We start from the raw sequence: 12,094 nt of genomic DNA on the forward strand, positions 1-12,094 counted from the left end.
GCACCTCACCGCCGCGTGTCGGACGTTCGACGTCCCCTGGCGGCGCGGGTGCGAGCGATCGGGCCGCTAGCCGCACGGAGCCATACGACTCCCGCACGCTCGCCCGTCCGTTCCGCATCGAAGGATCAGATCCCCATGACCACCGCGTCCCTGCGTGAAGCACGTGTCCCCGCCGACGGCATGTACGAGGGCCGTCGCTCCCTGCGCCGCCTGCCCGACGGCCGGCGGGAGCGGCCCTACGAACTCTTCGACGTCGTCCCCCAGGGGCGGATCATCGGCGCCGAGATCCGCGGCGTCGACCTCGCGCGCCCGCTGACGCCCGCCCTGCGTGAGGAGCTCAACCGCGCCCTGCTGGAGTGGAAGGTGCTCTTCTTCCGCGGCGCCGGCATCACCGCGCAGCAGCAGCGCGCCTTCGCCCTCAACTGGGGCGAGCTGGAGACCAATCCGCTCCTTGCGCGCGGCTCCGCCGACGACGTCGCCCGTTTCGCCAAGGGCGGCGACGCCGAGCCCACGTACGAGAACGTCTGGCACGCGGACGTCACCTTCCGCGAGCGCCCCGCGCTGGGCGCGGTGCTGCACCTGCGCGAGGTCCCGCCGTTCGGCGGCGACACCCTGTGGGCGGACATGGCCGCCGCGTACGACAACCTCTCCGACGACATCAAGGCCCGCATCGACGGCGCGCGGGCCGTGCACGACTTCATCCCCGGCTTCGCCCGCTTCTACGGTCCGGACCGGCTCGCACCGCTCCAGGACCGCTTCCCGCCCGTCACCCACCCCGTGGTGCGCACCCATCCGGAGACCGGGCGGCGGATGCTCTTCGTCAACACCTCCTTCACGACGCACATCGTCGGCATGGAGCGCGAGGAGAGCGACCGGCTGCTCGGCCACCTCGTGCGCCAGGCCCATGTGCCGGAGTACCAGGTGCGGTTCCACTGGCAGGCGGGCGACGTCGCCTTCTGGGACAACCGCGCCACACAGCACTACGCGGTCGACGACTACGCTCCGCACCGCAGGGTCGCCGAGCGGGTCGCCATCGCGGGCGACCGGCCGTACTGACCTCAGGCGTCGCGCGCCGACTCCCAGCGGATCTCGCCGTCCTGGACCACATCGGTGGCGGCGAGACCCGCGGCCCGCGCGACCGCCGCGGACGCCGCGTGGTCGGGGTGGACGTGCGCCACGCACGTGCGCACGCCGTGCCCCGTCAGCCAGTCCACCAGGCCACGCGCCGCCTCCGAGGCGAGGCCGCGCCCCTGCCAGGGCGTCCCGACCACCCACGCGATCTCCGCGGACCCGCCCCGGGCGACCGTCGCCTGCACCGTCCCGACCAGCGGTCCGAGCCCGTCCCGCCCGCGCAGGCGCAGCACCCAGTTGCACCAGGAGACGGCGGGGTCGGGTGAGCCGGCGAGCATCCGCCGGTAGCGGGCGCGCAGGGCCTCGACGTCGTCGGGGGTGCCGCCGATGAACGTGTGCAGCGCCGGATCGCCGAGGACGAAGGACATCTCGTCGGCGTGCTCGACGCGCAGCGGCAGCAGGTCGAGCCGTTCGGTGCGGAACGCGGTGGGGATCATGCGGGCATTGTGCCTTCGGCCTGCTGGGCCGCCCCGAGCCGGGTCGCCACGGAGGCGGCCGCGTCCACCAGCGCGTCCGCGATGTCGGCGAGACGCGCCGCGGTGCGCGAGGTCGGGCCGGCCACCGCGACCACCGCGCGCAGCCGCCCGTCCACCAGGACCGGCCGCGCGGCCGCCGTCACATCGGGCAGCGTCTCACCGCGGTTGAACGCCACACCCGTGGCCCGGACCTCGGCCAGCTCGGCCTGCGCGGCCGCGCGCGCCGCCGGATCGGCGATCAGCGTCCGGAGATACGCCTCGCGCCGGGCCCGCGGGCGGTGGGCCAGGAGGACCTTGCCCGCGCTCGGCGGGTACAGCGGGCGGCGGGTGCGCAGCGGCGCGGAGTAGCGGATCAGCTGCGGGGACTCGGCGGCCGTCGCGTACACGAGGGAGTCGCCCACGGCGGTGCCCAGCATGGCCGTCTCGCCGAACCGGTCGCGCAGCGTCTCCAGGGTGGGCAGCGCGGCGCCCGCGAGGTCGTGGGCGGGCCGCGGCAGCAGGTTGCCGAAGGCGGGGCCCAGGCGGTACACGCCCTGCTCCTCGACCAGATAGCCCGTCGAGACGAGCCCCTTGACCAGACCGAAAACCGACGACTTGGGCGCTTCGAGGACGTCGGCGAGTTCCTGCATACGGGCGCCGCCGCGTCGCGACACGCACTCCAGGATGCCCGTCACCCGGCTCACGGTCCGGTGCTCCTTGGGCGCTCCGGCCTCGCTCACGGTCCGACTCCCCCTTCCCGGGCGGCTCTTGACCGGCCGATCATACGGCTCCTAGCCTCTCGTATATCCGACTCGGCGATCGTATATACGAACTGAGGCTGTGATCCATGGACTTCGCGCCGACCGTGGAGCAGGAGGACATCCGCCGCGCCGTCGCCGGACTGGCCGCCCGCTTCCCGGACACGTACTGGGCCGACCACGACGAACGAGCGGCCTTTCCGCAGGAGTTCTACGACGCCTTCGCCGAGGGCGGCTGGCTCGGCATGGCGATCCCCGAGGAGTACGGCGGCGGCGGGCTCGGCATCCAGGAGGCGTCGCTGCTGCTGGAGGAGATCGCCGCGTCGGGCGCGGGGATGAACGGGTGCAGCGCCCTGCACCTGACCATCTTCGGCCTCAACACGCTGGTGAAGCACGGCAGTGAGCAGCTGCGGGCGGAGATCCTGCCGAGTGCCGTCGACGGCTCGCTGCACGTCTGCTTCGGCGTCACCGAGCCCGACGCGGGCACGGACACCAGCCGCATCTCCACCGTCGCCCGGCGCGACGGCGGCGACTACGTCATCAGCGGCCGCAAGGTGTGGATCACCAAGGCGGGCCACTCCCAGAAGATGGTCCTCATCGCCCGTACGGCGCCGCGCACCGACGAGCGGCCCACCGACGGCATGACGCTGTTCGTCGTCGACATCGACTCCGAAGCCGTGCGCCTGAGGGCCATCCCGAAGATGGGCCGCAACGCGGTCGCCTCCTACGAAGTCCTCATCGACGAACTGCGCGTGCCGGCCCGCTGCCGCGTGGGGGAGGAGGGCCAGGGCTTCCGGTACCTGCTCGACGGCCTCAACCCCGAGCGGATCCTGCTCGCCCACGAGGCCCTCGGCATCGGCAGGGCGGCCCTGCGCCGCGCCGTCGACTATGCGCGCGCGCGTGTCGTCTTCGACCGCCCGATCGGCCAGAACCAGGGCATCGCCTTCCCGCTCGCCGAGGCCGCCACCCGGCTGGACGCCGCCGCACTGATGGCCCGCAACGCCGCCTGGCGCTACGACCGGGGACTGCCCTGCGGCAAGGAGGCCAACATGGCCAAGTGGCTGTGCGCGGACGCCGGTTACCAGGCCGCCGACCGGGCCGTGCAGACACTCGGCGGGATGGGCTACGCCAAGGAGTTCCATGTGGAGCGCTACTTCCGGGAGTCACGGCTGCTGCGCCTGGCCCCCATCAGCCAAGAGATGATCCTCAACTACGTCTCCGGCCATGTGCTGGGTCTGCCGAGGTCCTACTGATGACGACACCGAACCCCCGGCCGGACACGCCCGGCGGCGCCCTCGCCGGACTCAGGGTGCTCGACCTGTCCCGGGTCCTCGCGGGCCCGTACTGCGCCCAGATGCTCGCCGACCACGGCGCCGACGTCATCAAGGTCGAGCCGCCCGCCGGGGACGAGACCCGCGGCTGGGGCCCGCCGTTCGTCGCACCCGGCACCTCCGCGTACTACCGGAACCTCAATCGTGCCAAGAAGAACGTCGTCGTCGACCTCTCGGTGCCCGAAGGGCGGGACATCCTCGACACCCTGCTGCGCGACACCGACGTCCTCGTCGAGAACTTCAAGGCGGGCACGCTCGCCAAGTGGGGCTGCTCCGACGACGAGCTGCGCCGCCGCTTCCCCGCCCTGATCCACTGCCGCATCACCGGCTTCGGCACGGACGGGCCGCTCGGCGGGCAGCCCGGCTACGACGCGGTGCTCCAGGCGTACGGCGGCCTGATGAGCGTCAACGGCGAACCGGACGGGGCGCCGCTGCGCGTCGGCGTGCCCGTCGTCGACCAGGTCACCGGCATCCTCGCCTTCTCCGGCATCCTGCTCGCCCTGCACGAACGCCACCGCTCCGGAGTCGGCCAGCTCATCGACTGCACCCTCCTGGACACCGCGGTCAGCCTGCTCCACCCGCACTCGGCGTCCTGGCTCGCGGACGGCACCGTGCCCCGCCGCACCGGCTCCGCCCACCCCTCCATCGCGCCCTACGACTCCTTCGCCGCCGCCGACGGCCCCCTCTTCGTCGCGGTGGGCAACGACCGGCAGTTCCGCGCGCTCACCGACGTCCTGGGCGTGCCGGAGCTGGCGGACGACCCGCGCTTTCGCACCAACCCGGACCGCGTCCGCCACCGGGAGGAACTGCGGGCCGCCCTGGAGAAGGCGCTCGCCGCGCGGCCCCGCGCGGAACTGGCCGCGCTCCTGACGGAGCAGGGCGTCCCGGCCTCGCCGGTGCACGACGTCGCCGAGGCGCTGACCGCACCCCAGGTGCGCCACCGCGGTCTGGTCGTGGAGGCCGACGGCTACCGCGGCCTCGCCTCGCCCGTGACCCTGTCGCGCACCCCGGCGCGGGTGCGGCCCGAGGTGCGGGGTGCGGGAGCGGACACGCGCGAGGTGCTCACGGACGCGGGGTACGACGAGGAGGCCGTGGACAGAGCCGTGGCGGACGGGGTCGTGCGGGCCGCCGAGGCGTGATCGGTCGCGTTGTCAGTGGCGGGTGCCATGGTGGGCGGCATGACTCCTTTGCTGCTCACCGACATCGAGGCCGCCGTCCGCGCGAGTTGGGGCCCCGACACCACCACGCCCGAGCATCGCCCCCAGCGGAGCGCCGACAATCCGGCCAGGGACCAGTGCGGTGTGACCGCCCTGGTCCTGCACGACCTGCTGGGCGGCGACCTGCTGCGCGGCGAGGTCCATGTCGACGGGGTGCAGACGGACTTCCACTGGTGGAACCGGCTCGCCGGAGGCCATGAGATAGACCTCACCCGCGAGCAGTTCGCGCCCGAGGAGATCGTCACCGAAGGCACGGTCGTGGTGCGGCCGCCACAGATCCGCCGCTGCCGGGAGGAGTACGAGCTGTTGCGCGCCCGGGTCCTGGAGCGGCTCGACGCGCGGGTCCGGGAGCGCGCGGCCCGGCCGGTGGCTCACGCCACGTCGTAGACGTCCAGGCGCCCGCACATCCCGAACCTGCCCCGGGCGGCGGGCTGTTCGGCGCGGACCGTCGCCCCGGCGAGATAGCCGGCGTCCGCGCGTTCGACCCGGTCGAGCTGGGCGGCGGTCGCCTCCGCGGCGGCGGCCGCACTGGCCCGCCAGCGCTCCCGCCACCGCGCGGCCAGCGGACGGACCAGGGCGACCGCGGCCCGGTGGAAGGCGGCCAGCGGCTCCGGGTCCCCGGCCTCGGCCGCCTCGCGGAGCGCGGTGAACCCCTCGAGGGCCAGGTCGCGGCGGCGCCGGGCCGCGTCCGCGAGCTCCGCGTCCGTGGCGTCGGCGGGCAGGGCGACGGCGGCGCGGTAGACGTCCGGGTCGGCGAGCAGCCGGGGCGGCAGGGTCAGCACGGCGTCGCCGGCCTCGGGCAGCCCGCAGTTCTGCATCAGGACGTTGATCGTCAAGTCGCCCTCGTTGACCAGGCGGTGGATGGTGCCGGGCGTGAACCACACCAGGGCGCCCGGCGTGAGTGGCGTCTGGCGGAACCCCGCCGTGGTGAGCGTCTGCACGGCACCGCGCCCGCCGGTCACGGCGTACCCCTCCGAACAGGTCAGGTGCAGATGGGGAGTTCCCCCGCGCAGCCCGTCCGCGGCCGGCCAGTCGTACACGGTCAGCCTCGACACCCCGATCCCGCCGGGCAGTCCCTCGTACTGGTCCACCGTGAACTCCTCGCGACGTCGGATGCGGCTGTGAGAAGTGGTACCGAGGAGACACTACGGCCCCCGGTGCCGTCCGGCACCGGGGGCCGACCCGCGTTCCGGAGTCCTTCCCCCACGAAAGGCCACCGGAACTCCCCTGAGTGTGGTTCAGGGTCGTGATCCCGTCAGAAGGTGAGTGCGGCACCCTCCCCGAGACCGGCCTTCATCGCGCAGTGGTTGGAGAAGGTGGTGGACCACCCGACGTGTCTGCCGTTCCAGACGCCCGCCACGGTCACCGTGACCGGTCGCCACTCCTTCGTACACGCGATGTCGGACGTGGAGCCGACCAGCTGCGCGAACTGGGCGTCGACGCCCTTGAGTTCGGCGCAGGCGGCCGCCGCCGCGGGGTGGCTGCCCGCCGGGCGCGGCGCGCAGGTCAGCGTGACGGCGCGCTGCACGGCGGCGGTGGTGGCGTCCTCGCCCTGGCCGACCGTGAGCACCAGGGCGGAGGGCGCGTAGAGGCTCGTGGGCTTCGGGGCCTCGGCCTGCGCGGTGCCTGATGTCGCGACGAGGACGCAGGCGGCCGCCGTGGCAGCCGCGCCCACGGCCTTGAGGGTGCGACGCATGGTGTTTTCTCCTTCACTCGGTGTGGTGGTGACTGCGGTGAGGAGTCTCGCCGGTGCGGAGAGTGAGTGCCATGCGGATGGTCGATTTCCGGATGTGTCGCTCCGGTAAGCGGTACCCGTACGATCGTTCGGGCAGCTCAGGGGCGGTGGGGCGGCTCCGCGCCCGGTGTCCAGCATATGGACAAACGTTATTGGTATAAGTAAGAACTAAGTCCTGACCTGCAAGGATGGAAAATTGGTTCTTTCTTCGACGATCTGCATCGACCGGAAATGATCGGTGTATGAGGGTCGTTCGGCGGTGATACGGGGAGAGTGTCGCGGCGCTGTGGGGTCATCCGCGCGGTACGGGCCGCCTCACGCCTGAGGGTTCGCGTCCGCGCCCTCGGTGCTGACGAGGACGAGCGTCGAGCCGGATCCGACCCCCAGTGCGGCGCGACGCTCGGCGGCACCCCCGCCGGTGAGGGCGGCCCGCACTCCGGCCAGCGACGCGGCGCCGCAGGGCCCGGACGAGACGCCCAGCTCCGCCAGGTCACGGGCGGCCCGCGCCGTGGCGGCGTCGGTGACGGCGACCGCCGCGTCCAGGCCGTCCCGCAGCACGGGCCAGGCGAGGGCGGACGGCGTGCCGCAGTTCAGGCCGGCCATGGTCGTGACGCCGGTCGGCACGCTGGTGAGCTCGCCCGCGCGGAGGCTGGCCAGCACGCCCGCGGCCGTCACCGGCTCCACGGAGAGCACGGCGGACGGAGCGTCACCGCGGGCGGCGTCCGGTGTGGACCGGCCGCGGTAGTGCGTGACGGCGGCCTGGGCGAGCGAGCCGACCCCGACCGGGACCGCGACCAGCGCGGGCGGTGGCGCGCCCGCCGCGCCCAGTTGGGCGTCGACCTCGGTGAACAGGGTCGCGTACCCCTCGACGATCAGCGTCGGGATCTCCTCGTACCCGTCCCACGCCATGTCCTGCACCAGGACCGAGTCCGGCTCCGTCGCCGCCTGCGCGGCCCGGCGCACCGCAGTGTCGTACGACCCCGGGACGGCCGTGACCTCGGCGCCCTCGCCCTCGATGGCGGCCACCGCAGAGGGGTGCACGCCGTCGGGGACGAAGACGAGCGCGCGCCGGCCCAGCCGCCGCGCCAGCCGCGCCACGGCCCGGCCGTGGTTGCCGTCGGTCGCGGTGACCAAGCGCAGGGGAGTCCCGGAGGAGCCGGCCTCCGCGGAGTCCTCCGCGTGCCGGGCCACGATCCGGTCGATCGCCCAGGACGCGCCCAGCGCCTTGAACGCCGGCAGGCCGAACCGCGTCGACTCGTCCTTGACGAAGACCCGCGCCACCCCGAACTCCGCCGCCAGCGACGGCAGGTCGTGCAGCGTCGTGGGGGCGTACCCGGGCAGTGCGGTGTGGAAGTTCCAGGCGTCGGGCGGGGGCGGCGCGCAGGTCCACGACCGCGCGGCGGGCCGCGCGTACCAGGAGTCGGAAGGGGCGGATGCGGGCACGGAGGCGGCGTCTTGATCGATCACGGGACCAGCGTGCGGCCCGGACCTCCCTTCGGTCCAGCGCAGGTGTCCGACCCATGAACGGCCGTCACCTGGCGCCCATTTCCCGCCAACCCCGCCCGGCACGGGGAACACCGGATCACCCGTGTTCGTCGTCGAAGTGGCAAGCGGGGTACTTGAGTTCGAATGAGTGCTCTGACGTGAGGATTCACCAGGGGAGCCACGGTGAGACGTGCCGCACGACGACCTGCTTCGGGAGCCGCTTCGAGATCCATCTCGAGACGAGTTCCACGCGTGGCGACCGTGGCGTTGGCCTTCGTCACGTTCGCCACTCCACCTGCTATGGAGGCGAACCGCGCGACACGAGCTGGCCCTGCGGTCCCGGCAAGAAGCCGATCCCGAGCCACCGGGGCTTCCTGCGGGCCCAGCAACTGCTGGCCTCCCAGGGAGTGGCCGACGTGCCCTCCACGACGATCCTGCCCGGGTGCGACGGAGACGTGTCCGACCTGGCGGGCCAGTTCTACGTGGACGGGACGCGCGGCGTCAGCCGCGGTACGGCCCTGCACAGCGCGGTGTACATTGTCGGCGCCAACCACAACTTTTTCAACAGCAAGTGGACTCCGGGGCAGGCGACGGCGCCCGCGGAGGACGACGCCTCGGACCCGTCCGACCCCGTGTGCGCGAAGGGCGCCGGGACCCGGCTGACCGCGGAGCAGCAGCAGGCCGCGGGAGCGACGTACATCGCCGCGGCGGCCCGGCTGTTCGTGGCGGGCGACGACCGGGCGCGCCCGCTGCTCGACGGTTCGCACCGCCGTGCTCCCTCGGCGGGCCCCGCGCAGGTGCTGACCAGCGCCGTGGGCGCGCACCGCACGCCGGCGCCGGTCCCGGACGCCGCCACTCGGATCGAGGGCGGCCGGCTGTGCGCGCAGGAGCGTCCCGGTGACGCCCGTGCCTGTCTGCCGACCACCGAGCCGTGGAGGTCGGGCTCCCCGCACTTCTCCCGCTGGTGGGTCTCGCCCGAGACCGGCCGGCAGGCCGTGGCCATGAGCTGGTCGCGGGCGGGCGGCCCGGTACGGATGAGCCCGGCGCGCCCGGTCTCCCTGACCGGCGCGCGGGCACTGGCGCTGCGCGTGTTCGTGCCGCCCAACACCACGGGCACCGCACTGGACGTCTCCCTCGTCGACACGTCGGGCCGGCGGGCCGCGCTCGGCCGGGTCCGCGTCGACGGACTGCCGGGCAGCGGCACTACGGCCTCCTCCTGGGCGCGCGAGGTCCGCGTGCCGCTGGCGGCGGCCGGGCAGAAGCTGGACCTCCAGCAGGTCAGGACCGTGGAGCTGACGCCGCGCACGCGCTCGGGCAACGCGTGGCTGATGGACGCCTGGGGCTGGCGCCCCGGCACCCCCGACGCGACGCCGGCCGCGCTCCCGCGGGTCGACATCGGCCGGCTGACCGTCAAGGAGGGCGACTCCGGTGAGCGCACCTACCGTGTGCCCGTGCGCGTCTCGGGCCAGGGCAGCGGCCGGGTCCGGGTGTCACCTGGCGGATGACGCTGTCCGAACCCGTCGACGTGGACATGCGCGGCGAGCTCACCTTCCTGCCGGTGAGCGGCGGTAGGGAACTGTCGACCCTGGACGTGGACCCGCGCTGGCTGGACAGCGAGTTCCGGGCGGAGCCCCGCCCCGAGCGGCCGCTGTCCGAGCTGACGAGGAGCGGCCGACCCGAAAATGAGTGCGCGCGGTGGGCCGCGCCCTCGTAAGGTGCCCGCATGCCCGCACCCGTGACCACCCCCGAACTCCAGCTCCTGCGCGCCGACCACGCGCCCGAGCTGCTCGCCTTCGAGCAGGCGAACCGCGCGTACTTCGCGGCGACGGTGCCCGACCGGGGCGACGCCTACTTCCGCGCATTCGACGCGCGGCTCGCCGCTCTCCTCGCCGAACAGGCCGCGGGAGTCTGCTACTTCCATGTGCTGGTGGCCGAAGGGGGCGAGATCCTCGGGCGGATGAACCTGGTGGACGTCGCCGACGGCGGGGCCGAACTCGGCTACCGCGTCGCGGAGAAGGCCACCGGACAGGGGCTCGCCACGCGGGCCGTCCTGGAGGTGTGCGACCTCGCCGTCGGCGCGTACGGACTGACCGGGCTGCGGGCCGCGACGACGCTCGACAACCCCGGCTCGCACGCCGTGCTCACCCGCACCGGCTTCGTGCCCGGCGGCGACATCGTGCTCGACGGGCGCCCGGGGACCCGCTACACCCTGACGCTCTGACGCCCGCCCACCGGGCGGCCCCTCGCGGGGCTCAGCCGGTGCGGGGCCGCGACTCGTGCAGCCGCGTGTGATAGCGGCCCGCCGACTCCAGGCCGGTGGGGTCCTGGCCCGCCAGGATCACCTGACGGACGGCGTCGCGCCGCTCCTCCGGGCTGGTGAAGAGCCGTTGCGGATACGTCCGTGAGGAGTCCGTGACCGTGCCCAGGCCGTGCGCGGCGAGCGTCGCGGCGATGCGCTCGTACGGCACCGTGCGCAGCACGAACGCGCTCACCCACACCGGCCGCCGAGCGCAGCCGAGCAGCGCGTCGAAGGTGCGGTGCGAGATGTAGCCGATACCCCCGGTGACCGTGATCAGACCGGTCCGTGCGACCGCGCCGCACAGCTGCGGACTGGGCGGGACCCGCTCCAGGTTCTCGGCATACGCCTCGTCGAGCAGCCCCGCGTCCAGGGCGTAGCGGGTGGCGTTCTCCGCCATGTCCAGGCCGATGACCGGGGTCGCGTCGGCGCGCCGCCGCGAGGCGTAGAACTCCTTGTCCCGCTCGACGAGTTCGGCCGGCGTGAGCGCGGCGGCCTCGGCCGAGGTGTAGTGCGCGTACAGGTCGTCGAGCGTGAGGTCGTGGTTGAGGAGCGCGGCGTTGATGCCGTACGAGCAGCACACGTCCAGGACGGTGACGGGGCCCTCGTCGCCGGGGACCCGGGCGCGCAGCTCACGGGTGCGGCGGAAGACCGTCTGGGCGTGGTGCGGTATCTCGTACGCGTAGGGGGCGAGCGTCCGGAAGTAGGCGCGCGGGTCCGGCTGGTCGTAGATGTCGTCGAACCGGGTCTTGCCCGATGCTGTCCTTGTCCTGTGCCGGTCTGTGGCCATGGAGCACCTCCGGGTGGCGAGGAGCGGTCTGGGGCAGACGTGCACCTCTACCGGACCCCTGCCACCCCCGGTAGACCTCGTGGCGGTAACAGGCCACGGCACCGCCCGCTCGCCGCGCCCGTGCCACCGCCCCGCTGGATACCCTGGAGCCGATGTTCACCTCCCAGGGTCCCACGCTGCGTGAGCTGGCCGTTCAGGCGCTCTCCTCCACCGAGCACGGCTACGACCTGCTCGCCCCCAAGTTCGACCACACACCGTTCCGCACGCCTGACCGATTTCTGGCGGCCACCGCCGACGCCCTGCGCCCCCTCGGCCCCTTCGAGGCGGGCCTGGACGTGTGCTGCGGCACCGGGGCGGGCGTCGAGGCGCTGCTGCCGCTGTGCCGCGAGCGGGTCACGGGCGTGGACTTCAGCGCGGGGATGCTGGCCGCCGCCGAGGCCGGGGTGCCGGTGCCCCAGGACGGCCCCGCGGTCGACTGGGTACGGGCCGACGCCCGCGCCCTGCCCTTCACCGGGGGTTTCGACCTGGCCGTCAGCTTCGGCGCGTTCGGCCACTTCCTCCCCGCGGAGCGGCCCGCGCTCTTCGCGGGCGTCCACCGGGCGCTGCGCCCCGGCGGCCTCTTCGTGTTCCCGATCGGCGCGCCGCAGTCCTTCGCCTCCCCGTGGTACTGGGCGCTGCTCGGCTTCGACGGCGTGATGCGGGCGCGGAACCTGCTGTGGCGGCCGCCGTTCGTCATGTACTACCGCACCTTCCCGCTCGGCGGGGTGCGCGACGACCTCGTGGATGCCGGGTTCGAGGTGCGGCTGCGGCCCCTGGAGGAGTTCGGCCGCCGCCCCGACGGCAGCCCGCACTGGCGCCTGGTGGTGGCCAGGAAGGCGGAGGGAGCGGCCGGCCGC

The 12,094-nt window shown here is 73.7% G+C and carries 12 protein-coding genes and 1 pseudogene; 7 read left to right on the forward strand and 6 right to left on the reverse strand.

Going from position 1 to position 12,094, the window contains the following annotated elements; translation table 11 throughout:
• Nucleotides 1-135 precede the first annotated feature (135 nt).
• A complete protein-coding gene (locus AOK22_RS04720) occupies nucleotides 136-1,056 on the forward strand; it encodes a TauD/TfdA dioxygenase family protein (protein ID WP_107101849.1) in 921 nt (306 codons plus the stop codon).
• Between the two features lie 2 nt (nucleotides 1,057-1,058).
• On the opposite strand, the gene AOK22_RS04725 is transcribed toward AOK22_RS04720, so the two are convergent.
• Nucleotides 1,059-1,568 (reverse strand): GNAT family N-acetyltransferase, encoded by a 510-nt coding sequence (locus AOK22_RS04725; protein WP_055697272.1) that lies wholly within the window; start codon nucleotides 1,566-1,568, stop codon nucleotides 1,059-1,061.
• Nucleotides 1,565-2,326 carry an IclR family transcriptional regulator gene (locus AOK22_RS04730; protein WP_055697273.1) on the reverse strand — a complete coding sequence of 254 codons (762 nt, stop codon included), beginning with the start codon at nucleotides 2,324-2,326 and terminating at the stop codon, nucleotides 1,565-1,567. Before AOK22_RS04730 ends, AOK22_RS04725 begins: the two co-directional genes overlap by 4 nt.
• A 107-nt stretch (nucleotides 2,327-2,433) precedes the next feature.
• Here AOK22_RS04730 and AOK22_RS04735 point away from each other — a divergent pair, with 107 nt between their 5' ends.
• The 3 genes from AOK22_RS04735 to AOK22_RS04745 are packed head-to-tail and all read left to right on the forward strand — an operon-like array spanning nucleotide 2,434 to nucleotide 5,279.
• On the forward strand, nucleotides 2,434-3,597 hold the full coding sequence (locus AOK22_RS04735; protein WP_055697274.1) for an acyl-CoA dehydrogenase family protein: 1,164 nt from the start codon (nucleotides 2,434-2,436) through the stop codon (nucleotides 3,595-3,597).
• On the forward strand, nucleotides 3,597-4,814 hold the full coding sequence (locus AOK22_RS04740; RefSeq protein WP_055697275.1) for a CaiB/BaiF CoA transferase family protein: 1,218 nt from the start codon (nucleotides 3,597-3,599) through the stop codon (nucleotides 4,812-4,814). Before AOK22_RS04735 ends, AOK22_RS04740 begins: the two co-directional genes overlap by 1 nt.
• A 39-nt stretch (nucleotides 4,815-4,853) precedes the next feature.
• Nucleotides 4,854-5,279: a YunG family protein gene (locus AOK22_RS04745; protein ID WP_055697289.1), complete on the forward strand. Its 426-nt coding sequence runs from the start codon at nucleotides 4,854-4,856 to the stop codon at nucleotides 5,277-5,279.
• Here AOK22_RS04745 and AOK22_RS04750 read toward each other — a convergent pair.
• The 3 genes from AOK22_RS04750 to AOK22_RS04760 form a co-directional block, all read right to left on the reverse strand.
• Nucleotides 5,264-5,983, reverse strand: a complete 720-nt coding sequence (locus AOK22_RS04750; RefSeq protein WP_055697276.1) for a cupin domain-containing protein — start codon at nucleotides 5,981-5,983, stop codon at nucleotides 5,264-5,266. The two genes, AOK22_RS04745 and AOK22_RS04750, sit on opposite strands and share 16 nt — an antisense overlap.
• A gap of 164 nt (nucleotides 5,984-6,147) precedes the next feature.
• Nucleotides 6,148-6,588, reverse strand: coding sequence for an SSI family serine proteinase inhibitor (locus AOK22_RS04755; RefSeq protein ID WP_055697277.1), 441 nt, complete (start codon nucleotides 6,586-6,588; stop codon nucleotides 6,148-6,150).
• A 354-nt stretch (nucleotides 6,589-6,942) separates the two neighbouring features.
• Nucleotides 6,943-8,091: a diaminopropionate ammonia-lyase gene (locus AOK22_RS04760; RefSeq protein ID WP_425264000.1), complete on the reverse strand. Its 1,149-nt coding sequence runs from the start codon at nucleotides 8,089-8,091 to the stop codon at nucleotides 6,943-6,945.
• Between AOK22_RS04760 and AOK22_RS04765 the strand changes: the two are divergent.
• Nucleotides 8,061-9,772 (forward strand): annotated as a pseudogene (locus AOK22_RS04765) (hypothetical protein); the annotation flags it as partial. The gene AOK22_RS04760 and the pseudogene AOK22_RS04765 sit on opposite strands and share 31 nt — an antisense overlap.
• 63 nt (nucleotides 9,773-9,835) lie before the next feature.
• Entirely contained in the window at nucleotides 9,836-10,333 is a 498-nt protein-coding gene (locus AOK22_RS04775; protein ID WP_055697280.1) for a GNAT family N-acetyltransferase, read from the forward strand.
• 31 nt (nucleotides 10,334-10,364) lie between these two features.
• On the opposite strand, the gene AOK22_RS04780 is transcribed toward AOK22_RS04775, so the two are convergent.
• The gene (locus tag AOK22_RS04780; protein WP_055697281.1) at nucleotides 10,365-11,198 is read right to left on the reverse strand and encodes a hypothetical protein; all 834 of its coding nucleotides are present in this window, start codon (nucleotides 11,196-11,198) and stop codon (nucleotides 10,365-10,367) included.
• Between the two features lie 152 nt (nucleotides 11,199-11,350).
• Here AOK22_RS04780 and AOK22_RS04785 point away from each other — a divergent pair.
• On the forward strand, nucleotides 11,351-12,094 hold a 744-nt coding region (locus tag AOK22_RS04785), incomplete at its 3' end, for a class I SAM-dependent methyltransferase (RefSeq protein WP_055697282.1).

This window comes from Streptomyces silaceus (assembly GCF_001419745.1).
GTDB classification, from domain to species: Bacteria; Actinomycetota; Actinomycetes; order Streptomycetales; family Streptomycetaceae; genus Streptomyces; species Streptomyces silaceus.